Source organism: Ignavibacteriales bacterium, from assembly GCA_026390595.1.
In the GTDB taxonomy this organism is placed as follows: Bacteria; Bacteroidota; Ignavibacteria; order UBA10030; family UBA10030; genus UBA9647.
This window is the reverse complement of the sequence record JAPLFQ010000010.1, coordinates 148,663-174,089: the sequence shown is the minus strand read 5'-3', so window position 1 is coordinate 174,089 and position 25,427 is coordinate 148,663. Positions and strand designations below refer to the sequence as shown.

At 54.5% G+C, this 25,427-nt stretch carries 19 protein-coding genes; 2 read left to right on the top strand and 17 right to left on the bottom strand.

Annotation, left to right across the window (positions count from 1 at the left end; genetic code table 11):
- The first annotated feature begins 30 nt into the window (after window positions 1-30).
- Together NTU47_04630 and NTU47_04625 are read left to right on the top strand one after the other, a co-directional pair.
- The gene (locus NTU47_04630; protein ID MCX6133083.1) at window positions 31-1,773 is read left to right on the top strand and encodes a M20/M25/M40 family metallo-hydrolase; all 1,743 of its coding nucleotides are present in this window, start codon (window positions 31-33) and stop codon (window positions 1,771-1,773) included.
- A gap of 92 nt (window positions 1,774-1,865) precedes the next feature.
- Window positions 1,866-2,507: a hypothetical protein gene (locus NTU47_04625; GenBank protein ID MCX6133082.1), complete on the top strand. Its 642-nt coding sequence runs from the start codon at window positions 1,866-1,868 to the stop codon at window positions 2,505-2,507.
- Between the two features lie 46 nt (window positions 2,508-2,553).
- Here the strand turns inward: NTU47_04625 and NTU47_04620 are convergent, their stop codons facing one another.
- From NTU47_04620 to NTU47_04540, 17 genes are all read right to left on the bottom strand, one after another.
- On the bottom strand, window positions 2,554-3,918 hold the full coding sequence (locus NTU47_04620; protein ID MCX6133081.1) for a glycosyltransferase family 39 protein: 1,365 nt from the start codon (window positions 3,916-3,918) through the stop codon (window positions 2,554-2,556).
- Between the two features lie 72 nt (window positions 3,919-3,990).
- Window positions 3,991-4,965: a glycosyltransferase family 2 protein gene (locus tag NTU47_04615; GenBank protein MCX6133080.1), complete on the bottom strand. Its 975-nt coding sequence runs from the start codon at window positions 4,963-4,965 to the stop codon at window positions 3,991-3,993.
- A 30-nt stretch (window positions 4,966-4,995) separates the two neighbouring features.
- The gene (locus NTU47_04610) at window positions 4,996-6,954 is read right to left on the bottom strand and encodes an alginate lyase family protein (GenBank protein MCX6133079.1); all 1,959 of its coding nucleotides are present in this window, start codon (window positions 6,952-6,954) and stop codon (window positions 4,996-4,998) included.
- Window positions 6,955-7,010: 56 nt separating this feature from the next.
- On the bottom strand, window positions 7,011-8,993 hold the full coding sequence (asnB, locus tag NTU47_04605; protein ID MCX6133078.1) for an asparagine synthase (glutamine-hydrolyzing): 1,983 nt from the start codon (window positions 8,991-8,993) through the stop codon (window positions 7,011-7,013).
- 105 nt (window positions 8,994-9,098) lie between these two features.
- Window positions 9,099-10,130 (bottom strand): GDP-mannose 4,6-dehydratase, encoded by a 1,032-nt coding sequence (locus tag NTU47_04600; GenBank protein ID MCX6133077.1) that lies wholly within the window; start codon window positions 10,128-10,130, stop codon window positions 9,099-9,101.
- 24 nt (window positions 10,131-10,154) lie between these two features.
- Window positions 10,155-11,177 carry a glycosyltransferase family 4 protein gene (locus tag NTU47_04595; protein ID MCX6133076.1) on the bottom strand — a complete coding sequence of 341 codons (1,023 nt, stop codon included), beginning with the start codon at window positions 11,175-11,177 and terminating at the stop codon, window positions 10,155-10,157.
- Between the two features lie 12 nt (window positions 11,178-11,189).
- Window positions 11,190-11,819, bottom strand: a complete 630-nt coding sequence (locus NTU47_04590; GenBank protein ID MCX6133075.1) for a class I SAM-dependent methyltransferase — start codon at window positions 11,817-11,819, stop codon at window positions 11,190-11,192.
- Window positions 11,820-11,839: 20 nt separating this feature from the next.
- Window positions 11,840-13,165, bottom strand: coding sequence for a polysaccharide biosynthesis C-terminal domain-containing protein (locus tag NTU47_04585; GenBank protein ID MCX6133074.1), 1,326 nt, complete (start codon window positions 13,163-13,165; stop codon window positions 11,840-11,842).
- A 137-nt stretch (window positions 13,166-13,302) separates the two neighbouring features.
- A complete protein-coding gene (locus NTU47_04580) occupies window positions 13,303-14,496 on the bottom strand; it encodes a glycosyltransferase (GenBank protein ID MCX6133073.1) in 1,194 nt (397 codons plus the stop codon).
- Window positions 14,497-14,499: 3 nt separating this feature from the next.
- Window positions 14,500-15,627 carry a DegT/DnrJ/EryC1/StrS family aminotransferase gene (locus tag NTU47_04575; protein MCX6133072.1) on the bottom strand — a complete coding sequence of 376 codons (1,128 nt, stop codon included), beginning with the start codon at window positions 15,625-15,627 and terminating at the stop codon, window positions 14,500-14,502.
- Window positions 15,624-16,235, bottom strand: coding sequence for an acyltransferase (locus NTU47_04570; protein ID MCX6133071.1), 612 nt, complete (start codon window positions 16,233-16,235; stop codon window positions 15,624-15,626). The genes NTU47_04575 and NTU47_04570 overlap by 4 nt, the downstream gene beginning before the upstream one ends.
- A 3-nt stretch (window positions 16,236-16,238) precedes the next feature.
- Window positions 16,239-17,261 (bottom strand): Gfo/Idh/MocA family oxidoreductase, encoded by a 1,023-nt coding sequence (locus NTU47_04565; GenBank protein MCX6133070.1) that lies wholly within the window; start codon window positions 17,259-17,261, stop codon window positions 16,239-16,241.
- A 93-nt stretch (window positions 17,262-17,354) separates the two neighbouring features.
- Entirely contained in the window at window positions 17,355-18,170 is an 816-nt protein-coding gene (locus NTU47_04560) for a class I SAM-dependent methyltransferase (protein MCX6133069.1), read from the bottom strand.
- Window positions 18,171-18,318: 148 nt separating this feature from the next.
- Window positions 18,319-20,301 (bottom strand): asparagine synthase (glutamine-hydrolyzing), encoded by a 1,983-nt coding sequence (gene asnB / locus NTU47_04555; GenBank protein ID MCX6133068.1) that lies wholly within the window; start codon window positions 20,299-20,301, stop codon window positions 18,319-18,321.
- Window positions 20,302-20,328: 27 nt separating this feature from the next.
- Window positions 20,329-22,947 (bottom strand): YfhO family protein, encoded by a 2,619-nt coding sequence (locus NTU47_04550; protein ID MCX6133067.1) that lies wholly within the window; start codon window positions 22,945-22,947, stop codon window positions 20,329-20,331.
- Between the two features lie 18 nt (window positions 22,948-22,965).
- Window positions 22,966-24,285: a glycosyltransferase gene (locus tag NTU47_04545; protein MCX6133066.1), complete on the bottom strand. Its 1,320-nt coding sequence runs from the start codon at window positions 24,283-24,285 to the stop codon at window positions 22,966-22,968.
- Between the two features lie 204 nt (window positions 24,286-24,489).
- Entirely contained in the window at window positions 24,490-25,299 is an 810-nt protein-coding gene (locus NTU47_04540; GenBank protein ID MCX6133065.1) for a class I SAM-dependent methyltransferase, read from the bottom strand.
- Between the last annotated feature and the right edge of the window lie 128 nt (window positions 25,300-25,427).

Sequence of the window (25,427 nt, the reverse complement as noted above, 5' to 3'; positions counted from 1 at the left end):
CTCATTTCCCAATCAAGGAGGACTCCCGACATGATGAAACGCGTACTCTGCGTTGTCGTGCTCGTGCTCGTGGTCGCGTCGTTCGGTGTCGCACAAATGGCGCCCGAAAAGGTTGACACAATCATGATCAACAAGATCAAGGAAGAAGGATTGAAGAAATCTCAGGTGATGGACATCCTGAGCGTTCTCAGCGACGTCTATGGCCCAAGGCTGGCCGGCTCACCGGACTACAAGGAAGCGGGAGCGTGGGTGAGTCAGAAGCTCGCTTCGTGGGGATTGCAGAATATTCACATGGAGAAATCCGGACCGGTCGCAAAAGGGTGGACGCTGAAGCGTTTCTATATGACGGCTCTTCAACCAAAGGGCTTCCCGATCACGGCGTACCCCAAGGCGTGGACACCGGGCATCAAGGGATCTGTAACCGGCGATGTTGTATTCCTGAACGTCAAGAACGAAGCTGAGCTGGAAAGCTACAAAGGAAAACTGAAAGGGAAGATTGTCCTTATCAGTCCCGTACGCGAAGTCCCAGCACACTTTGAAGCAGAAGGACACCGGTTGACGGACGCCGAGTTGCTGAAAATGGCGAACGCAGGATTGCCGGAAGCCGGCGGCGGGCGCCGCGGGCAATTCGGCCAGATGACTCCGGCAGCGCGCGACTCAATGATGCGTGCCATGATCAAGCAGAGCCAGCCGGATGCTGATGAAGCAACCATCACGAGAATTATCGCAGAGCGGACGGAAGCTCAGACTATCGGTCCGAAGAAACTCGAGTTCTGCCAGAAGGAAGGCGCGCTCGTGGTGCTTGACGCAGGACGAGGGGACGGAGGCACCATTTTTGTCGCTTCGGCGACCGTTCCACAGCCTGCAGGGACACCGTTCAATGAACGCGTCAGCGCGTATGACGCGAAGGCTCCGCAGATTGTTCCGCAGGTCACCGTCGCCGTAGAGCAGTACAACCGGCTTGCACGGATGATCGAAAACGGCCAGAAGGTGAAAGTGGAAATGGCTCTGGATGTCGCCTGGACGCCGGCAGATTCGTCGTTCAATGTCATTGCTGAAATCCCGGGCACCGATCTCAAGGACCAGGTCGTCATGGTGGGTGGTCACCTGGATTCATGGCAGGGGGGCACCGGTGCATCCGATGACGGCACCGGCGTTGCCGCGTCGATGGAAGCTGTCCGTATTCTCCAGGCGCTCGGTGTCAAGCCGCGCAGGACAATTCGTATTGGACTCTGGGCTGCTGAAGAGGAAGGCTTGATTGGTTCGCGCTCATATGTCGCTCAGCATTTTGGTGAGCGCACAGGCGGCGGTGGCGGCATGGCGGCGATGATGGGAGGGGGCGGAGGCGAACTGAAGCTGAAACCTGAGCATGAAAAACTCTCGGTCTATTTCAATCACGACAACGGATCGGGCAAGTTCCGCGGTATTTATCTGCAGGGGAATGAAGCAGCCCGAACAATTTTCCGTGCGTGGTTTGCACCGTTCGCTTCGTTGGGAGCGACCACGATTACACTTCAAAATACAGGTGGAACTGACCACCTGTCATTCGATGGCGTTGGATTGCCTGGGTTCCAGTTCATCCAGGATCCGTTGGAATATGATACGCGGGTTCACCATTCTACCGCCGACGTGTTCGAGCGAGTTCAGGGGGACGATATGAAGCAGGCATCGACGATCATGGCTGCATTTCTGTATAATGCGGCGATGCGCGATGAAATGTTCCCGCGCAAGCCGGCAGCTGCGCCGCGGCCAGCACGTACCGGCGGTAACTAGTCGTTGTTCAGAACGCTCCTGTTCATGCCAGATTCAAGGGGCATGGGCAGGAGCGTTTTCCTTTCTACTCCCGTTCTGCATTCATGCTACCTATGAAGAGTACCCGAACAATCCTCCTCGTTGCCCTTTTTGCCGCTGCATTTGCCTTCGTTGAATCAAGCGTTGTTGTCTACCTGCGTCAGATCTTCTACCCGGAAGGGTTTGCATTTCCTTTGAAACCGGCGATCATGTCGAACGTTGCCGTGGAACTTGTGCGCGAGCTGGCCACGATTGTCATGCTCATCACGGTGGGATTCATAGCAGGGATGACCCGATGGCAGCGTTTCAGCTACTTCCTGATCGGATTCGGCGTGTGGGATATCTTCTATTACGTCTGGCTGAAACTGGTCCTCGATTGGCCGGCGTCGGTCTTCGATTGGGACATCCTATTTCTCATCCCATTTCCCTGGATCGGGCCTGTCATTGCGCCGGTCGCAGTTTCGGTGACGATGATAGCTGGTGGGTGGTTGATTCTTCACAGAGAAGAAAAGCACGGTCCGTTCCAGGCATCCCGGACCACTATCGCTCTTGCCCTCCTCGGTTCGGCGGCAATTCTTGTCTCCTTCATGCTCGACACAGATGCTGCGGTTCGATTTCAGTATCCGAAACCGTATCACTACGAACTCCTGACGCTTGGCATGGTCTGCTACGGTGGCGCATTCGCATCAACGGTCCGAAGTTTCAGGAAAAGCTGATAATGAGTGTCGTTGACGCTACTACGGCAGAGTTGGGAGGATGAAGTCAGGAGGCGCTGGATGGGGCTGGTTTGAACCTATCCCAGAGATATGAGAGCGTAACCGACCCGACGATCAGGACCACGAAGTACACATTCATGATATTCCGTCCGACCAGATAGAACGGCGCGAGCGTCACCAGTGTATATACGTAGGGGTAACACAAAACCGCCAGGTCCCGCCATCGTCGTCGTGTCAGCCAGAGGCCGGCGAGGAAACACCCTGTGAACAAGCCGTCGACAATCATCAGCATGATTTTTCCGAAGGATGTATTCAGCGTTCCCGTCACATGCTGTGGAAGCTGCGGCTGAAAGAACAACTCCCGCCCGATTTTTGGAAACACGAACACGACTCCCCGCTTCAGTACTGAGCCTGCATACAGGAACGGGTGGATGCTGACGTATGTCAGAGCTTCGCGTTTCAAGACCTGCTCATAGTAATCGGTTTCATACTGTGCGCTGGAGTCGAGGGACCGGGCAAAGCGGATGATTGTTTCGTCATCGTCGCGTACTGCGTATGGGTTCGGCATCTGACCCACTCCGGCCCAGAAGGAATGCCAGAAGACTCCCCGCGTGGCCATGAACTTGTTGAAGACCACGTAGTTGCGAACAACCAACGGCGAAAAGGTCAGCACAAATCCGACGAGGAGCAGAAAAGAAAAGCGCAACGCTTCCCGCGGCGGTCTCATCACGAACACCATGGGTATCATCAGGATGACAAACAGCAGAACGGTGGACCGCATCCACGCCACGATACCGGTTGCGATTCCGATGCCAAGGATGCGCCACCACGTGTGTGGTCCGGAACCGATTGCGGTCAACTGGTAGACTGTGATGATAAACAGAAACGTTACCCAAATATCCCGGTGCGGGCGCACCGCCAGCTCGATGCCGGGGATGAAGCACGCGTAGGCAAACGCTGCGATGAGGCCTGTTCGTTCGTTGAAGACCTGCCTGCCGATCCGATAGACAAACCAGCACATCAGCACATCGAGCAGTACCTGCAGGAGGCGCACATACCACCAACGGTGAGAACCGGTGATTTTCCATATCGCTGCGAGGAGGAGCCCATACCCACCTTCGTCATTGTAGAGCGGAACAAGGTGCTCCTGCGCTGGGGGCGGAAAGTCCTGCTGATCGATGAGTCTCGATTGTGTGGTGCACTCGCGCAGGTAGTCCTGAAGATGCTGCTGGTCGAGCTGAAACCAGTGACCGTTCAGGATGTTGCGAGCGACTTCGGCGTGCATCAGATAGGAAGCTGCAAAATCGAGGTTGTTCCAATTCCGGTAGAGAAAGCCGAGCCTCACGAAAAGCGCAAGGGCGAGAACAGCGAAGAGAAGCCTGGAAAACCGTCGAGTTGAAGTGCTGGCCATCAGAGGACTGGAAATGGTTGTAGGCTCCGGCGCGGCTTCAGAAAACCGCTCAGATGCAATAGAACGAAGGCCTTAGGATTTGCGGGCATCGTCTAATCCGATGGCGTTTCGTACGATGTACAACGGACGCCGCTTCGTCTCGTCATAGACACGAATCAGGTATTCTCCGAGGATTCCGATGCTGATCAGCTGCACACCTCCGAGGAACAGAATGACGATCACGAGCGAGGTCCATCCCTGCACGGTATCATTTGTGAAGAACCGAACATAGAGGGAGTACATTCCGTACAGAAAGCCAACGATCGAAGCGAAAAGACCAAGGTAGGTCACCGCGTGCAGCGGCGCAGCGGAAAACGAGATAATACCATTGAACGCGAGCTTCATCATCTTGCCGACGGTGTATTTGCTTGTTCCCGCGGCACGGGGATCAGCCGTATACGGGACTCCGATGGTAGAAAAACCAAGCCAGCCAATGAGCCCGCGCAGGAACCGATCGCGTTCTTCAAGCGTGTTCAGACTCCTGACAACCGAACGATCCAGGAGACGAAAATCGGCAGCGAACGGCTGCACGGGAGTCTCCGAAAATGCATTGATGATCTTGTAGAACAGCCGGGAGGTCATCTTCTTGAAAAATGTTTCATCAGCTGTCGACTCGCGCGTTGTGTAGACGATTTCATATCCTTCACGCCACTTCTCAATCAAGGTCGGAATGAGGGATGGGGGATGCTGGAGATCTCCGTCCATCGTGATGACGGCGTCGCCCGAGGCGTAGTGGAGCCCGGCGGTCAGCGCAGCTTGATGGCCGAAATTGCGGGAAAAGGAGATTGCTTTTACGTTCCTGTCGCGTTGCTGAAGATCCTTGATCGCCAGGAAGGTTCCGTCCGTACTGCCGTCATCCACGAAAAATGTTTCAAAATTGTAAGGGAGACCGTGAATCGCCTTCTTGAGATGATCGAAGAGAATGGGGATGTTCTCCACCTCGTTGAAGACGGGAATGACGACGGAGACAGTCGGCAGATTCTTTCGGGACGGCGGGTTCTTTTTCACAGTGCGTGTCGGTCTTTCTGTGAGGTGTGTTTAGGCGGCAGTGTCCCGGCTCAGCGTGATCTGGATTTCGGCTGGAACGATGGCGTTGAGCGAAATCTTCAACGTCTTGTTCCTTTCCTTCACACCATAGCTCCGGGAGTACCAGGTGTCTTCGGGAGAAAACTCCCCCCGGCTAACGGATACAATATAACGTCCGTTTTGATTCCTTGCTATGGCTTTTTGGGGGCCCGTTAGCTCGAGAGAAACACCGGGCGCGAAGTGAAGATAACTCTCAAACAAATGCGATCCCGATCCCAGGAGTGCGTCTGTCACAATGAGAGAGAGGGGGGCTTTTGCGAATTCGAATCTTCTCCGGTGCGTGATCCGCGAGGGGAGGGAGAGATACGCGGAGTGTTCCACTTCCAGTACGTCCCGTTCGGCGTCGGAACTCCATGTCAGTATCTTTGGATTGGTGTCATCGGATTGGATTGACCACAAGCCCGTGAAGTCGGCGATTTCCTTCTTGTCGACGACCAGCGTGTTGTGCGCTTGTGAACGCCGAAACTCGTTTCTCAGGTAGACGTCCGCCGAATACGTGAACGTTCCTGAGTCCACGATGAGTGGGGACCCGTCGCACCAGAACTCGAAGCTGAAGGTGTCGTTGTGTCCGTGTCCGCCGCGGCCGAGCATGCCGATGTCACCGGCATCGACGAACAGGTGGACTTCACCGCTTCGCATCACATAGTATCCGCCGTCGGGAAAATCCTTCGATTCGGCCGCACTTACCGATGCCTGCAACCGCTGATGTTTTTCGAACCCTTCGCCGCCAAAGAGCCAGAGCGCGTCCTGTGTAAAACGTTCTGCCGTAGAACGGAAATCCGCCCGATCGAAAAGGAGAGCTCCCACCGACAGAGCGTGCCGATGGTCGTTGAAATCCTCGCGGGTTGAAAACTGAAACAGACGTGCGTCGTCAGCGTCACCCACAACCGGAGAAGAGCCGTCGGGTCTGGTGTAAGCCTGGACGAACTCAAACATCTTCTCCAGCCGCTTCGTGAACGCCTCTTCGAGGGGAATCTTGTTATTGCGGCACAGGATTGCCGCGGTATAGAAGAGTTCGAGGACCAGCCGGTGATATCCGACCGATTTCTCGTAGTTCACACCGTCCGGGTACACCTGGGTCTGCATTTCTTCCTGCAAAGTTCGTGCTCCCCACTCGGTCCATCGCGCCCCAAACGGAGCCGGGCGGAAGAAGACTCCCATCATCAGGAGCCCAACGACGTCCGCCAGCAGATGGTTGCCATTGCGCTTCGCGTACTCAAGATGACTTTCCACGTAACGTCCGTGGGAATACAGGCTCTTCAGAAACTTCAGCCAGAAATCATCCGTCAGTGATTTTGAATCACAGAAGAAATAGTAGCCCGCGATCCAGTTACAGGCACGGAGGGCCACCTCCATTGCGATGCTCCAATTTGGACCGCGTCCAACGGGGTTTTTCTGAATCCAGTCTTCGACCAGTTCGCCGAACTTGCGTGCATATTCTTCGTTTTGCGTCGCCCAATACGCCTTCCCCAGCCACCAAACCTGATGGAATCGGTTCAACTCCCATACGATCTTGATATCCGATGGTTTGCCGATATCGAGCAGCTCGCCGGCGGAAAGAGGTTTCATCGGCCAGATCCTACCGCTGCTGAAATCTCTTTGCCAGTGGATGCTCTCGCCGAGGCTGGTCTTGCCAAGGCCGAAAGCCTCAAATTTGTTTTCGAGGACATCCTGGGCGTCAGAGAGAACTTCCTCGTACGGCTGCGTTTGTGTAAGGAGATAGAGGAAGAAGTCCTTCTTGTTGCGGGGGTGGAAGAAGAATCGGAGCCGCGCTGACTCGTGGAAGTCCAGGAGAAAACCAGCCGGGTCCTGTCGCAACGGAAATGTGTTTCGGAACTCTGCGTCCGACAGCCGCTCAACCCGCGTACGTCCATGCCATTGCCACATCAGGGGATTGATGAGGCGATGCATGATACGTCGGATATGGACTTGTATCATCGGCGTGCGGAGGAAAGTAAGGAAGAATCTCAACTGACTGCGAATTCGCGCATCCAGAGCTCGAGATTCAGGAAACGCCAGGTGTCGCTGCTGGCCAACGGCAATGTCGATTGTTCAAAATCATGTGCGAACTTCTCCGTCAGCAGAAAACGTCCTGCGCGCAGCGGCTGCTGACGAAGCAGTGTCCGGAAATCGCCGTGAAGTTCACGCATCCAAAGCTCCTCGGGAGTCACGAACCCCATCTTGTCCCGTCTCCACTGGATGTCTTTAGGGAGCAGGCCTTCCATCGAGCGGCGAAGAAGATACTTCGACCAGCCCTCATGGATTTTGTACACCGCCGGGACATTCATCACGAATTCGATCAATCGGTACTCGACAAAGGGAACTCGCGCCTCGATGGAGAACGCCATCGAATTTCGATCTTCGTAATGAAGCAGCTGCTGGAGGTTGAAGCGTGTTTCCTCCTCCCACAGTCGACGTTGGAGACTGAAGTCGCTCTTCGTCAGGGCTGTCGCACGGTTGGCGCTTCGGGAAGCGAAGTCGCTATTGATGTAGCCCGATACGCCAAGGAATTCGCTCCGCAAGTTTTTCGGTACGAGGGACTTGGCGAGCTTCTGCAGAATCGGCTTCGCCAGGCTCGCCATTGAAAGGCCGGTCACGCCTTGAGTCGAACTGATTTCACGAAGCAGGTCGCCGAACCGAAGCTCTTTCATAAGCTGGCCATGGAAGACAGGGAAATGCCAGCGGTAGCCGCCGAGCAATTCGTCGCCCCCCTGACCGTCGAGAAGCACCTTGATCTTGTTCTGAGAGGCGAGTTTCATCACGTTCCACTGTGCGTACATCGAAGTGGAGATCACCGGCTCGTCGTGCGCCCGTACGAATGCGGGCAGATCAGCCCGTAAGCCTTCGCTGGACGGTTGAATGAAGAACGGTGCGGCATGTGTCTGGCCGATGACGCTCTGAACGAACTGATCTTCGCTGAACCGCGCATCGGCGTACGTCGCGGTGAAGGTCTTCTGCCGGTCGCCGACAATTGAGCGGCTGACACCCTCTGAACCAAAAATCAGCTGGTTACCCGTGCAGACAATCGATGATGAATCGAGTCCGCCGCTCAGGCAGCTTCCAATGGTCGCGTCGGTGCGAAGGTGGAGCCTGATCGAGTCTGTGAATCGCTCGCGGAATTCATCCACGTATCTGCGGCATTGCGCCTCGTCATACGTACCGGCATCCGGCGAATAGGTGAGCTGGTAATACTGGTGGGTCCGCAAGCCCGACTTATCGATCTGGAGCCAATGACCGGGGCGGAGCTGGTAAATGGATTCGAAAAACGTTTGATCGGTATGGTCGATGATCCTGTGCGCGAGATAGTCGTAGACCATCCCGCCGTTCGCAACGCGGGGTATTTCGCGGGATTCGAGCAACGCCTTGATCTCAGACGCGAACAGGAGCGTTGTGCCGTCCCACCAATAGTAGAACGGTTTAATCCCGAACCGATCGCGCGCACAAAACAGTTTCCGCTGCTTGGTATCATAGAGCGCAAATCCCCACATCCCGTTGAGCCTGTTGACGCACTCGGGACCCCACGCGGTGTAGGCGTGGAGGATGACCTCTGTGTCGGATTGTGTGCGGAAGACAAACCCGGCTGCCTGAAGTTCTTTCCGTAGTTCGATGTAGTTGTAGATCTCGCCGTTGAAGACGATCCAGACGGTTCGATCTGCATTCGTCATCGGTTGATGCCCGGTGGGGGAGAGATCGATGATGCCGAGACGTCTCCAGCCGAGGGCGAGATTGGGAGAGTCGTCAAACCTGAAAGGGGCGTTGATATCCGGGTTGGTGATTTCGGGGACGGTGTCGCTTCCACGGAACGGCTGCACCTTTGCAGATGCTGTGTGAGCAAGCAAGAAACCCTCGTCGTCCGGTCCGCGATGCCGCAGTGCGGTGGTCATCCGTACGAGGAGACCGCTGTCAGCAGGTTTCCCTTCAGGAGAAAATATTCCGGCTATTCCGCACAAGGAGTTCTTAGTTCCGAGTTGTGAGTTTGAAGTTGAGGACGGTTCACTGTTTACTGTTCACGGTTCACCGCGGCTGGTACTTCGGTTCTGACTGGCTCTGCGGCTTCAGAAGTAGATTGACTTGAATTCGTCTTTGTTCTCCTTCACCCACGCGGCGAGGAGTTGCACGCCATCTTCGACGCCGATCTTCGGTTCCCAGTCAAACTCATTCTTCGCCTTGCGGATATCGCAGATGAAGACTCTTTGATCGCCCGGACGCCAGTCGCCAAACGTATAGGTCAGCTTCTTGCCGAAGAACTTCTCGAGGTACGCGATCAGTTCCAGAAGCGACATCTTCTTCTGCGGCCCGCCGCCGATGTTGTAGGCTTTCCCGGAGGTTTTGTTGATCTGCTGCGTCGCCATGTCGTATGCCCGGACGAGGTCATCGATGAACAGGACGTCGCGGACCTGTTTCCCGTCGCCATAGATCGAGAGGGCGCGGTTGAACATGGCAGAAATCGTGAAATGTGCGACCCAACCCTGATCTTCAACGCCGAACTGCCGGTATCCATAGATGCAGGACTGGCGGAATACCACGGTCCGGAGGCCGTAGATCCTGGAATAGTCGATCATATACTGATCTGCCGTTCCCTTGCTGCAGCCGTAGGGAGAATGGAAATCGAGTTGTTCGCTCTCGGAGACTCCCTGCGGAAGGGTATCGTAGTCATAGACTCCGTTCCGCTCCACAATTTTCACGTGCTCCATCCCGCCATAGACTTTGTTCGTTGACGAATAGAGGACGACCGGCTTGTTGCCGGAGAGCCGGATTGCCTCGAGGACGTTGAACGTCCCGAGCGCGTTAATTTCGAAATCTTCCCGCGGGTCCACAACGGACGTGGTCACGGCTACCTGGGCGGCAAGGTGAAAGACAATGTCCGCCTTGCCCACTGTCGACTTGAGCTTATTGAAATCAATGCGGGTGTCCCCCTGCACGACCGTCAGGTTCTCTTTGTACTTCGTCTGCAGCCACTGAAGGTTTTGCAGTGTTCCCTTGCGGGAGAAGTTGTCGAACACTGTGACGTGATGTCCGTTCTTCAGGTAGTAATCTGCAACATTACAGCCGATGAATCCAGCCCCGCCGATAACGACAATGTTCATTTCTCTCTCGGACCTTTCTTGCCCTTAGTGGCCGATTACGGAGCGCACGTCGGCAAGCAATGTGCGCTCGTGGATGTCAAATGTGAAATTCTCGAGGATGCGTGCACGCGCTTTCTTTCCAAGCTCGGGCGAGGCCAATGCGCGCCTGATTGCCTGCGCAGTTGCCGGTACATCTCCAAACGGAACAAAGAATCCTGCATCCCCGACAACTTCAGGGAGTGCTGTAGTGTTTGTCACGACCGGTATGCATTCGCATGACATCGCCTCGGCGTTGGCAATTCCAAATCCTTCGTGTGCCGAAGCCTGCACGTACACTGTCGCCCGCTGATAGTAATGAAGCAACTCCTCGTCGAATATGAACTTGTCCTGGAAGCGGACATTTGCCGGAGCTGTGCGGCGCGCGTCCGCGACGGCAGCATCATTGCTCGTTTCACCGATCAGGACGAACTGAGCCTCGGGGATGGAGCGAGCGCTTTCGATCATCGTCCGCAACCCTTTCTGGATGAGGGTGCTCTCGTTCACCTGAAAGCATACCGTGATTACCAGCGGCTCTTTTGGTCCGGACGGTTTGAAATACTCCGTGTCGATGCCGAAGTAGAGCGCCTTGGAGCGCTTCGGCTTCGCATACTTAAGAACGTCGCTCTTCGAGAATTCCGAGAAACAGAGGACAAGGTCGACCATGAAAAGTGCATATCTCTGAGCGATCCGTTTCCACCAGGTCTTCATTTCTCCCCAATCGATAACCGGGACGTAGGTCGTGTCGTACCCGCCGGTAATGACGACGACTTTCTTTCCGAACAACTTCGCCAGCGTAACGACAAACGGCGCATAGATCGGAACCGAGAAGTACATCAGCACCATCAATACCTCTCCCTTCAAGAGCAGCGAAAGGAGCCGGAAAAGGAGGACCAGTTTTCGCGGAAAGGGGAGTGTATCGACGCCGAGGATTTCCGTCGGATAGTGCTTCGCGAGGATCGCGGCATCGCTGCGAACGAACGGGGACCTTGCCCCTGGACAGATGATCAGTATTTTCTGGCGGCTATTCATGTTTAGGGGAGATCATTTCTCGGCGATGAGAACGAGCGTTTCCTTCACTCTCATGCCGAGCGAATAGAACAAAGATTGAACCTTGAGCGCTCCCTCGATGGAAAGAAGGCCGCGCTGGTTGAGCAGTTTTGTGAGCGGTATTCCGGTATAGGAAGACTGCACCTTGTAGCGGGAGAAGCCGGCGTCGCAAGCGACCCGTTCCAGGCTTGTCGATGTGAAGGGCCGGATGTGGGTATAGTCGACATAGAATTCAAAACCCACGGCGCGGACATTCGGTGTTACAATGACTGCCCGCCCGCCCGGCTTGAGCACTCGCAGACATTCCTTCATAAGAAAGAGGGGCTGTTCAACGTGCTCGATGACATGCTGGCAGTCGATGGAGGTGAACGAAGCGTCCTTGAACGGCAGGCCGGGTTGAACATCAACCTGAGCCACGGTGAATCCCTTGTCGCGTGCAATCTTTAGCGCGTCGAAATCATAGTCGATGCCGATCTTCCGCTCGCCGCCAAACTGCGTGTGGTGGCCGACGCTGCAACCGATTTCAAGAATCGGACCCGCCGATGCCCCGTGGAACCGCTCAAAGTAGAGCCGTTCCGAGAGGTATTGCGGTCGCTCGGAGAATTGCTTGATGTAACTCTTCATTTCGGTTTTGGTATCCCGGGTTAGTTGTTTCCACGGCCAATCCGCTGACGCAATCGGGCGGCGATGCTCCGGAAATCCATCGACATCGACTTCAAGATTTCCAGAAATTCCGAAGTCGTCATGTTCGAGACCCGCCAGAAGACACCGACGGTCATGATCGACGACATCGTGTATGAAATGCCGGAGGCGAAAGCGGCGCCGGACATACCATACCGTGGAATCAACAAAATATCAAAAATGACCGTGAATAGAAACGAAATAAACGCTATCGCGGCGTTGTACCCGGGCTTTCCGGCAGCCGTCAGGTACGTTGCGAGGACATTTGTGAGGGAAAAAATCACCACGCCCGGGAGAAGGAAGAGAAACGGGTTAATGGAGCCGACGAACCGGGGAAGGAGAATTCTTATTACTGGCGGCCCGATCAGGAACGCAGCGATACCTGCAGCCAAAGAAACCGCGAACGTCGCGACGACCGCCTTGACCGCGATCATCTTGGAGTGGGCATGATGTCCTGCGAGCGTCGGCAGAAGAACGGCGGCCATCGAAGCAGAGAGGAGCCATACGGATTCGGCGAACGTTTTCGAGTAACTGTAAATGCCGACCCCCCCGAGCCCGAGAAAATAACTGACGATGAACGCATCAAGCCGATAGTTGAAAAACTGCGTCAGATTGCCAACGTGGATTGTGGCAGAAAACCCAACGAGTTCGCGGTATTCATGCCAATGGAGGCGCGCACGAAGAACCTCCCCCAGAGGCGGAAACGATGTGTAGATGATGATACCGAAAGCGAGCAGGAAACTGGCCGCAAAGAGCCCGATTGCGATCGTCACCGTCAAGGCATGAAGTGCATAGAGAATTGTGAGCGTGATGGCGAGGGCTCCCTGACTGCTGAGCGAAATGTAGTTGTTCAGGCTGATCCTGTTCTCGCCGACAATGATCCCCTGGGCAAACTGGGAAAAAAAGACGACGGGGATAATGCAGAGCGATGCGATGACAGCCGGCGTCATCTTGTCGATCGGGAAGAGGAAGTTCAGTCGAAGGATGTAGACGAGAAACAGGAGCCCGAAACTGAGAACGCTGATTGGAATCGTGAGAATAATTGACGCCCGTGTGAGCTGGGCGCGACTGAATTTCTTCTGAGCTCTAAAATAGGTGTTCGTACCTGGAATGCCGAAGTTCAAAACGGTTGTGATCGTGGTGATAATCAGGACGAGGAGGAAGTACTCTCCGCGTTCGGCTATCTCGAGAGCGTTGCCCAGGACGACGGCAATAACCATGCCGACGACGAACTTCAGGACGAAGTTTGAAACTGCAGTATGAAGAAAATTACGTCCGAGGATTCCCATATTCACTAGTCTTGAGAAGAAATTTCACCACTGAGCCGAAGGCTCATGCGCCTTTGGCGCAAAAGGCACAAAGAATTTGTAGACAAAGATGACTTCGTGCTCTTTGTGCCTTCGTGGTTCGCTTCTTGAATACCATATTAGACGGATCCGGCAGCGAGTATGGCATCAATCTGCCGGACCCGTTCCGACCAGCTGTTGCGTTTGGCGATCTCTTTCCGTTTCAACATCAGCGCTGGTGACTCCATGGACAGAGCTTCTGCAATGGCAGCAAGAACTTCCTGTTGAGAAGTTCCATTGATGACGACGTCGCGATCATACTCCTTTGGTCCAACCGTCGAAACGACGCACTTGCCGGCTGCGAGATACTCATAGAACTTCAACGGGGCAGCGTAGTATGTCGACACTTCCCCCTTGATATAGGGGAGAAGGCACACATCAAACGCGTTGATATATGCGGGAAGTTCTTCGGGGCGCTTCGATCCAAGGAAGTGAACGTTCGGCCGCCGCCTGAGGTTTTCGATGTGCGCGTAGAACTCAGACCGGCTCTCGCTCACCGGCCCGACCAGAACGAAGTCCCAATCGGGTTTCTGGTCAGCCAGAAACCGGATGAGCTCGAGGTCGAGCATGTAGCGAATAACGCCCGAGTACCCTATGACAGGTTTCCCGGAGGGCATGTCAACAGGCCGGCCAACGTTCGCTCCGGCTGCCCGGTCAAAAAGCGCGTAATCCACCCCATGGCAGATTGTGTGAACGGATTTATGAAAGCGGGATTTCTCTTCCGAGAGCTTGTCTGAAACGGTAAAGGTGACGTCGACCTTCTGCAGGACTTCCCGCTCGAGCGATACAATTCGCTGCTGCAAGGTTTTTGAGTCGACGAGGAGACTGAAGGCATCGTTGCAGAAATAGAGTGAGAGCGATTCACCAAGCTTGCCGATGAGCGGACTGGCGTTGTAGGCAAAGATCCAGAGAATTGGATCGTGGAATCCGAGGCGCTTCATTGCCTGACGGAGAAATGATCGTTCGAGATTCCAATTCGTCCGGCTGATTCCGGCGCTGAATTCACCGCCGGGTATAAATGGAATCGTAGAAAGAAGATAAAGATTGTCTGCCTGACGCCGGGGACCCTTGAGGAATCGGAGCGCACGGGAAACATTGGGTTTCTGGATGAATTTGGAGAGCGTGTATTGCGATTCGACGAACAGAACCCTGTTTCCCTGGCGAGCCAGCTCTTCGGATAAGAACTGTCGAATCCGCTTGGGACCTTCCCAATCAGAAATGGAAATAATGACGATGTCTTTGTTCTTCAGGAATGTGCCCGCGGGTGAGGCCATCGATCAGACCAATTTGCTGGCAGAATTCGAACGGCAGGCGTTGATCAGTATATCGCAAATGAACGTGACTTGATCAGCGGTCAGTTCGGGGTACATCGGCAGACTCAGGATCTCGCCCGCAAAACGTTCGGCCACAGGATATGAACCCGCAGGAAGTCCCAGGTATTTGTACGCCGGCTGCATGTGGAGTGGAATCGGATAATGAATTCCTGTCGCAATCCCCGCTTCCTTGAGTGCCTGCTGTACTTTTTCACGCTGCCGGACGCGGACGACATACAAATGAAACACGTGCGTTGCGTCGGGGTGGACAACGGGGGTAACGATCTCCGCCGCCCTGGAAAGCAGCTGTGAGTACTGCGCAGCGTGCTGCTGACGCCGTTGCGTCCAAGCCCGAAGGTGGCGCAGCTTCACATCGAGTACCGCTGCCTGCAGCGTATCGAGGCGGCTGTTGTATCCTTCCATCTCGTGCTCGTACTTTTTCAGCCGGCCATGGTTTGCGAGCATGCGGACTTTGTTCGCAAGCGCTTCGTCGTTTGTCGCGATCGCTCCGGCGTCGCCGTACGCCCCGAGGTTCTTGCCAGGATAGAAACTGAAACACGCGATTTTCCCCAGAGTCCCGACGGACTTTCCCTTGAAACTTGCCCCGTGGGCCTGTGCGGCGTCTTCGACGACGGCCAGGTTGCGGCGAGCGGCGATCTCGTTGAGCGCGATCATTGCAGCAGGTTGGCCATACAAATGTATGGGTATGATCGCTTTTGTGTGCGGCGTGATCTTCTCTTCAATCTTACTGACGTCGATCGTGTAAGTCTGAGGATCGTTGTCAACGAATACGGGTCGGGCACCTGTCGCCGAGATTGCCTCGGATGTTGCGATAAATGTATTGACCGCGGTGATAACCTCGTCACCTCTTCCTATTCCCAGGGCGAGCAATGATAACTGAAGGGCGTCTGTGCCGTTAGCCAGTCCGACCGCGGAACGGGTTCCGCAGTATGCCGCGAAGGATTGTTCGAATTTCGAAACGGCGCCGCCGTTAATAAAGTCTGTTTCATCCAGCACGAGTTGAACGGCGCTGTCGATTTCCGTCTTGATGCCTGCATATTGAGCTTTCAAGTCAACCAAAGGAATCTTCATTGACGCTCTCCGTACGGAAGGTTGGACACGTCGTTGATGACCTTCGCCGGGTTTCCCGCCACAACTTTGTTCGCAGGGACATCTTTTGTCACGACCGCACCGGCACCGACAAGCGCGTTCTCGCCAATCGTCACTCCGGGCAGCAGGGTCGCGTTGGCGCCGACCTTTGCATTCTTTTTTACCACTGCACCTTTGAGCTCATTCTTGACATTCTGGGAAAGCGGATACGCGGCGTTGGTGATGACTACATGTGGTCCGATCCACGCGCCGTCCTCAAGAATCGACATTTCAGGCACAAATGCCTGGGAATGGATGCGCACGTTATTCCCCATCCGCACATGGTGCTCGACCACGGATGAGGTCCCGATACTGACGTTGTCACCGAACTGGTTTTCTTCGCGCACCAAAACGTGGTGCCCCGTCTGGAAGTTTTTCCCGATAATGTTGCCGGCGTAAATCACCGTATGAGAGCGAAGAACCGCCCCATCGCCGATGATGGTCGGGAGCTCACCGGGCTTCTTGCCGCGGGGAGGAACGCCGATGATGACATATTCCCCGATCACCGCGTCCTTGCCGATTTGAACATTAGGGTAGATTTTGTGGTCCATAGTTTACGCCTTCGGGCCGATATTCGCTTGCGCGTAGATTCTCTCGATCACTTCGACAGTTTTCAACCCCTCGAGACCACCGGTTGCGACCTCGTGATTGTTTGTAAGAACGTCGAGCACGTTCTGGTAGACCTTGTCGTGATTCGACATCGACCCCTGATAGAAACCGTAGTCGTTGGCCGGAGCTGAATGCTCCACGTTGGTGATCTCGTATCCCTCGATGCACTGATATTCGAGCGCGTTGAGGTATTGGCCGCCAATTTTTACTGTTCCCTTGTCGCCAAACAGGGTGATCGAGCCTTCCATGTTCTTTTTGTAGCTGTTCACGGTGTAATTGATTGTACCGAGCGCTCCATTGGTGAACTCCAACGCAACAACGCCGGTATCTTCAAAGTCGATCGTTGATTGATGAAAGAAATTCCCCGTCAGTACGTGGAGAGGTCCAATGTCACCAACCATCCAGATCAGGAGATCGACAAAATGGCTGAACTGCGTATACAAGGTGCCGCCGTCGAGATCGAGCGAGCCCTTCCAGTCGGATTCCTTGTAGTATGCATCTGTCCGGTTCCAGAAACAGTTGAGTTGAACATTGACGATGCGTCCGAGCCGTCCCTCGTCGACTGCTTTTTTCAGCGCGGCAATCGGAGGATTAAACCGGTTTTGTTTCACGACAAAGAGCTTTCTGCCCGAGCGCTTTTCTTCCTCGATCATCCTTCGGCAATCGGCTGAGCGCAAAGCCATCGGTTTCTCACAGAGGGCGTGCTTCCCGGCCCGCAAGACCTTGATTGTGTGCTCGGCATGAAGCCCGTTCGGTGTGCAGATGGAAACGACGTTGACGCCAGGTTCAGCCGCGAGCAGATCCTCGATGTTTCCATATGCCCGGCATTGATACTTTGCTGCGAGTTCATCTGCGCGCTGCCGCTTGACGTCACACACGGCGGCCAGGTGAGCCATCTTGTTGATATGTTCCGCGTGGCGTTGAGCAATCCGTCCGCAGCCGACGATCGCGAATTGAATGTCACTCACAAGAAGCCTTCGTAGTTTTCAATTTTGAGTTTCGAGTTTCCAGTTTGAAGTTTCAAGTTCAAAGTTCCGCGTTTCACGTCTTCCTTCTCACGTCTACCGTCTCACATCTTCCGCTTTTCTTCCTTTTATCACCATCCAAAACCCCCACCGGCGGCTGAGGAATTTCTGATTGAGCCAGTTGACCGCAGCGCCGTACTTGCGACGGATCGGGTCACAGGCAGCGAAACGGAGATCCTTGAACCGCGTGAACATGGTTCGGAGTTCTGCTTCCGAATACGCTTTTCCCAGTGGATTCTCAGCACCGTCATACACGCGGACCCAGTCCTCGACCAGCGAACCCGCACCTGCGCGCAGTTTGTGCAGCATCGAATAGATAGGTGCACCGAGAAACACGTGAACGGAATTCTTGTGATACAACATGATGACAATGCGCCCGCCGGGTTTGAGAACGCGGTGCACTTCGTCGATCGATTTCTGTGTGTTTGGAGTATGGTGAAGAACTCCGAAGGAATATACGACATCAAATGATGCATCCGGAAAGGGAAGATTCTCCGCATCCGCAACCTGTGCGTCCACCGAAATTCCTTCCAGGGCGAATCGCTTCTTCACGAGCTCAATGCTCGCCGGCGTGAGATCGACTCCGGAAGTGATGGCGCCGCCGCGTGCGAATTGGAGCAGATCCGTGCCGAGTCCACATCCGATTTCCAGCAGCCGCTTGCCGCGAAAATTGTCGAATTCCACCAACTCCCGCATGAATGGCTGCGAATCATACCGGAACCTCTCGACCTCGTCGAAGAACTGCTTCGAGCCCCATTCGAGGTGCGTGAACTGCGTGCCGCATGGATGAGCGTCCCAGTACTCGCGTACCTGCTGCTTCAGGGTTTCGTCGTTTGTGTCTGTCATCTTCATTTGGGTCGATTCTAGAAATTAACCACGGATTTACACGGAAGAAACACGGATAAAGGCAAAATGAATTGGAGAAAAAGTCTTCCTTAACTTTCAAAAACCCGAGAAAATCCGTTCAATTCCGTGTCATCCGTGGCAAATTCTTCCCCACTTAAAGCTCTTTTCCCTCAATCCAGTACTTATGCCAGAGAACAAGGTTCAGGAGATTCCAGATGTTCTGCCCGGCATCGATTTTCCGGGCGCGATGGCTCTCGATCATCGATTTGATGAAGCCGTACTGCAGAATCCCCTGCTTCACGAGCGCCGATTCCCGGATCGCATTCTCCGCGTAGCCCGACCATTCATTTCGCAGCCATTCGTTGACCGGTGCGGCGAAACCCTGCTTTTTCCGGTAAATGATGTTGTCCGGAATAATCCCTTCCACAGCTTTCTTCAGAATGTACTTCGGCTCTCCCCCCTTGATCTTGAATTCCTGGGGGATCGTCATGGAATATTCCACCAGCCGATGATCAAGAAATGGAACGCGGGCTTCGATAGATGCAGCCATCGACACCTTGTCCACCCGCATCAGAAGAAGCTCGGGCAGGCGGTTCTTGAACTCGAGGTAGATCATTCGCTTCAAATAGTCTGCCCCGGGATCCTTCCGGAGAAGCTCGTCATGCCAGCCCTTCGCCAGCGCGTGCACGAACTGCGGATCGGTTTTTCGTCCGCCGTCGAGCAGAAGACGCTTGTGTGTTTCTGTGAAATTGATCGCGCCCCCCCAGAACAGTTCTTCTCCCTTCAAACCCTTCCGGATGTAATCGAGCGCGAGATATTCCTGTTTTCTTTTCAGAAACAGCGCTGCCGCTCCGTAGATGGACGATTGCGCGAAGCCGGGGAGTGCCTTGTATGCCTTCCATGCTGTGTTGTAGAACCGCAGCTCGCGCAGCATCGACTGATAACCGGCAAATTGCTCGTCGCTCCCTTCGCCGACCTGAACGACAATCGTCCCGTTGTCACGAGCGAGCTTTGAGACGAAGTACAGCGGAATACAGACTGGATCAGCAAGAGGTTCATCCTGGTGGTAGATGAGCTTCGGCAAAAAGTCGAAGGCCATCCTCTGATCGATCATCACTTCATGATGGTTCGTCTTGAACTGGCTCGCAATCTGGCGTGCGTAGCCAAGTTCGTTGTACTTCTCAAGGTCCCGGACGCCGACGGAAAACGTATCGACCGGCCGGTCCATCAATTCGGCCATCAGCGCAACGTTCGTGCTCGAATCGATGCCGCCGCTCAGGAAAACACCGAAAGGGACGTCGCTCATCATCCGGTCTTTTACAGACTGCTTGAGGAGCGTGCGGATCGTGCTGATACACGATTCCTCGGTCATTCCCGCTGCGTTTTCGACGAGCGTAGAGTGGGGAATCGGCGTCCCGTCGATGTCGATCGACGGCTGCTCGCCGGACGGAACCGGGTCCCAGTACTGTTCGTCTCTCTGGATTCCGTCCTGACCGATGACCAGGAAATGTCCCGGTTCGAGCTTACGAATGTTTTTGAACATCGTAAGCGGCGCGGGACTGATGAGAAAGGTCAGGTACGCATCCATCGCCTGCGGATCAATCTCACGTGAGACGGAGGGATGCTGCAGAATGGCCTTGATCTCCGAACCGAAGATCAACTGTCCGTCGGCAACGGTGTAGTAGAGCGGCTTGATGCCGATGCGGTCACGCGCGAGAACGAGAATGCGTCTCTTCTCGTCCCACAATGCAAGAGCGAACATCCCAAGCAGCTTGTGGACAAAGTTCAGTCCGTACTCCTGATACGCGTAGAGGATCGTTTCGGTATCAGAGCGCGAACGGTACTTGTATCCCTTCGCCTCGAGTTCTTTGCGAATGACAAGATGATTGTAGATCTCGCCGTTGAAGACGATGGCGACCGACTTGTCCGGCGTGAACATCGGCTGGTGGCCGGCAGGTGAGAGATCGACGATGGAAAGGCGTCGAAAACCGAACCCCACGCGATGATCGGAAGAAAGAAACGTACCCGCATCATCAGGACCGCGATGCTTGATGACGTCGCTCATCCTGACGAGGAGCGCCTCGTCGAACGCATGGTTCGGGTTGCCGTACTTATAGATGCCGCAAATGCCGCACATTGCTACGCCCCGCGCATGGCCGGATGGTTACGCCTTGGCCTGTTCATCGGCCTGTTTTGGTGTTCGTTTCTTACGCCAATAATCGAAGCCGAAAAACCCCAGCCCACCCAGCACAAGAATGTTTGCGGCGAGACTCAGGTTCTTGCCCAGGTAAAATCCCTTCGGTTCAAATTTCATTTCGAGTTTGTGCTGCCCGGCCGGCACGACCACCGCTCTGAACAAATAGTTCGCCCGGTAGATCGGTATTTCCTTGCCGTCGAGCAGGGCCTTCCAGCCCACAGGGAAATACGTTTCGCTCAGGAAGAGGAGGTTGTTGCCCCCGGTTGTTGTTCTCAACTCGAGGTCCTGAATGCCATAACGCACAATGTCCACGCTTGCAGCCGCATTGACCGGCTCCACGGATACCTTCGGGTCTTCCATGAAGTACATGACCTCGCGGGGATTGAAAGTCATATCCTTGATCTTGTTGAGGATCGTCAGGCCGTCAGCAACTTCATACTTGTTGACAAAGAAAGCACGCGGGAGTTGGAAACGGTTGCCGTATACCTTCATGTCGCGGCCGCTATAGACGAGGCCGATTGCACCGCTCGAATCCGGTGTGTTCGAGATGATGTACTTCACGTTCATCAGCCCCCACAACAAGGGATTCCCCATTCCGATGACATCGTCCATGTCCTGATACGCGCGCATCTTCGCTCCCTGATATCCGTACGCGCTTTGAATGCGCCAGTATGCGAGCATGTTGTTGTACGGGGGGCGGCCGTTCTGGAATTCCAGGACGCGGAACAGCGTCGTATCGCGTTGCAGGTATTTGATGTATTCAGGAGTAGCAAAGGCCTGCTGTCGCACGGATTTGTCGTGGGGATTCATTGGCTTGACGTCCACTCGCCACAGATCGAAGCCGATCACGAGTGTCAGGACGACGATGAAGGTCGTGTACTTCATCTGGTTTTGGACGAAGTAGTACAGCGCTCCGAATGTCACGATGAGGAGGACCAATGCGACGTACATGTCGCCCGTGGCCATTTTGGTGAGCGTCGAGGAGGCTTCTGTCATGTATTGAGCGGGAATCTGGCGCATGAATTGCTCGACCACCCGGTCCCGCGGCAAACTCTGTTGGGCAATGGGGGCGAGAATATTCTGCAGCGCCTGACGCGGAAGCAGGCTTTCGAAGGTCAGCGAGAGCAGGACGAAGACCCCGACGACGACTCCACCAGCGACAAGGATCGACTTCTTCCGTTTTTCAATATCGGCACCGCGAAGATCATCTCGCTCGCGCATAATAGAAGTGATCCCATACGCAGCCAGAATTGGAACAAAAACCTGGATCATGACGAGGATCATCGACGGAATTCGGAACTTGTTGAATGCCGGGAAGTATCGGTACATCAGATCGTACAGTAATGGGAACTCTCTGCCGAACGCGATCAGGAGAGAGAAAACGATCATGATCCCCACGAATTGAACAAAGGGATCTTTCCTGTTCTTCACAAAACCTATCACCGCAAGAATCAGGACGATGACGCCCATGTATTGAGGTGCGTGGGTGAACGGCTGCGGTCCCCAGTAAAAATTGGCCGACACGTCCTGGTTGTTCGAGAAGAAGCCTTTGTAGTCTACCTGTCCGAACCCATACCACGAAGGGACGAGCCACGTCATCATTTCGCCGGGGGAGAAGGACCAGCTTGTGGCGTAATCGTAGTCGAGACCTCCCTTAATCGTTTTGGTATCGCCGGGTTGGGGCGCTGAGACGATGGCGTTGGAACCCCTCATGGAATAAGGATTGTATTCGAGAACGGAGAGGTACTTGTCGGAGTCCATCGCGAACGCCAGGGCGCTTGCGAGAGTGAGAACGACGCCTGCCCGCACGAGGCCTTTCCAGGCCTGTGACTCGCCTGCCGCGCTCTCCAGGTCTTTCCTCTTGAGAAGAGATCGGATAAGGAAAAACAGGAAGTAGATGCCGAGCGTAAGGTAGATGTAGAAAATCATCTGGATATGGCTCGGCATATAGGTGAAGTGCAGCAAGACCACAAGAAGGAGAGCGAGCAGCCAGCTGAATTTCTCGCGCAGCCGCTCGACTGCATAGAAAATGTAGGGGAAGAAAGCCATGACGGCGATCTTCGTATTGTGTCCGCTCATCACCCAGATGATGATGTACATAGAGAATGTGGCAGAAAAAGCGGCAATGAATGCCGGAAACTTATGTTTCACCTTCTGATAGGTGAAGAGATAGATGCCCGAGGCAAAGACGAAGTAGAAGAACAACACCCATCCCTCGGAAGGATTCAGGATGACATAGCTGAACGCTGTTGAGGCATTCGACAGAATCTGAGCCGAGAGGTCGAAGAACCGGTCGCCCCCAACGGTAAGACTTCCGTAGGAAGGCATGCCGCAGAAGATGTAAGGGTTCCAGAGCGGGAAGATCCCCTGATGCTTGGCGTCTGACAGAAACGTGTCGAAGCTCCGGCTCGCCAGGATATCGGCCTCGGTGAACATTTTCCCGCTGAAAATCAGCTGGTTGAAGAAAATGACGAGGCTGAGAAAGAGGAGCGCGATGGCTGCGAAGTGCTGGTAGCGCTCTGGAATCAGGGGCGTTTCGCCGGCAGTCTGTCGACCACCGGTCCGTTCTTTATGTGTTTTGCTCATGGGATGATAAGGGTGGGGTTAATGCCGGGGGCTGAGAGTATCGAGAAGCGCCGCTAACTGGCGGGTGATTTCTCTCCGATCGTATCGTTTCACGGCCTCCCGATCCTGTTCAAAATTCGACTTATGATAGAGAAAATTGTCATAACATTCAATGAATGCGGCCTGAATCGCCGGAATGTCCTGATTCGGAGCCACGAACCCCGAGTGTGTTTCGCGCATCAGGCCAGCGATCGCGCCTTCCGGAGCCAGCGCGATGATGGGGCGCTGCGCGCCGATATACTCGAAGACTTTTCCCGGAACAATCTCGTCGCTTCCCGCCGCTTCATCGACAATCAAAAGCAGCGCATCGGAACGGAGCAAAGCCTCAACGCTCTCGCTGTGCGGGAGGTACGAGATTATTTCGATTGAATCGTGGACGGGCGAGTTCAGCAGCATCTCGTGCACTTCTGAACCGAACCGGCCGATAAACTTGAGGCGAATCTTCTTCGGATCGACCTTCCCCTCGCTTACCAATCCTTCAATTGCATGCAGAAAAGTCTTCGGGTTCCGTTTGCCGTACATCGAGCCGGTGTAGGTGACCGTGAACCGCTTGTTCTTCTGTTTCTTCAGCGCGGGATAGTCCTCGCTGTCGAATCCGTTCGGGTGGTACACGAGCTTCTTCTGATCGATATCCGGCACTTTTCCGATCAGGTCCTTCAAAATGCCGCGCCACGCTGCCTCGACGGCATTCGCGTCGTTGAAGACGGCACGCTCGAGGCGTTCATCGATTGCGCGAGGTATGGACCACCGATCGGGCGTGGAGAGGAAGCCGGTCCACGGATCGCGAAATCCAGCTACCCATGGAATTTTTGTTGCCAGATGAAGTTTTCGCGCAATGACTGAAGTGGTGTAAGGCGGCGAAGAGGAGTAGATGGCTTCGATGTTATGTTCTTTGATGATCCTGAGCCCCTGCGGAACAGCGTACGGGTACCATCCAATGCGAGCGTCGGGGATGAAGAAGGTGGAGCGGATGAATTCAGCAAGGGATTCCATTGCGGACCTCCCCTGTTTCCCCCCCTGCGGAATGTTCTCCACATCAACCGCCGCGTTTGCAGGTTTTCCGGTGAGCTTGCGGTAGAGGCGGTACGGCTCGAAGATTTTTGTCCTGTAGACGATCGCGTGGTCCGGGATCTCCGCGAGGAGCGACTCGTCGCGTGCGGGATAGTCGCCATCCTGCACCGTCAGCACGACCGGCTGCCAGCCGAACTCCGGAAGGTACTTGACGAATTTCAGCACGCGCTGAACTCCGGGTCCGCCGGAAGGTGGAAAGTAGTATGAGACGATAAGGACTTTTTTCACAGCGTAATGCTTGTTTAGACGATGGAATGCTGGATTCAGCCTCTTTAGCGTGATAGCAGGAAATCACGTAGAGACCTGCCCACTTTAAGGAATACACGGAGGCAGATGGGCGCCAAGCAGCAAAGGAACAAAATACTTACGCACGAATTCTCACAATCGACTTTGCGATCTTTGCGCCTTTGCGTGAGACTTCTTGAAAGGCTCCTATTTCTTCGTGGCTACAACAATGAGTCCTGTGCCTGTCTTGTTGGTGCCAGCGTAGTCAAGATACATAAGAAGGAGTGTAAATGGAAGGGTGAGAATGTAGTAGAAGGGGAGGAGAATGAAGAAGGCCTTGCTCACATTGAGCAGAAGCATCGGATATTTGATGCCCAGTCGCCATGCGATTGAACCCCACGGGCCGTAGGCGAACTGAATCTTGTCAACCGTGAAGCCAACGGATGTCAGCTTGGTTCTGATTTCCTCGACGCCGTAACCGTTCCGGGCGTGTTCCTCGATGAAGCTTTCATCCTCGGGACCGTGCGCGTCCGATCCGCCAAGATCCGACGGCGTGTTGACGAGGAGTCTGCCCCCCGGGCGAAGACTTCGGTGGAGATTGCGAAATACACCGACATCGTCCGGTATATGCTCCATCACGTCCACCGAGACCGCGAAGTCGAACCGGTTCTCGTGCTGTATCTGCGTCAGGTCCTCGACAGCGAACGACGCGTTTGTCAGGCCTGCGTTCCGGAAGAACCGTGTGCAATCTTCGATTTGCTCCGACTTGACATCCACGGCATAGATCGATGCGCCGGGAAAATTTGTCGCACAGTAGTAGGAATACTGTCCGAATCCGCACCCTGCATCATAGATCTGTTTCGGGGCTTTGTCGCGGCCGAGAAGCTTGCGAAGTTCCCGTTTTACATGCCATTCGCGCAGGAACATCAACCCGAGCATTGTGTAGAACAGCTTGCGGAGAAGGACGTTTTCGCGAACGATGTCGCCGAGAACTTTTTTGATGGGGTCGTATTTCACGCGCGTTTAGGCCTATGTTGTTTGAAGCATGACATTCGATGCCGGGGGTTGAAACCCCCTTGAGTTGTTCCTTCTGGTCCCCGACCTGAAGGTCGGGGCAATTACAACAACAGATTGAGAATTAGCAC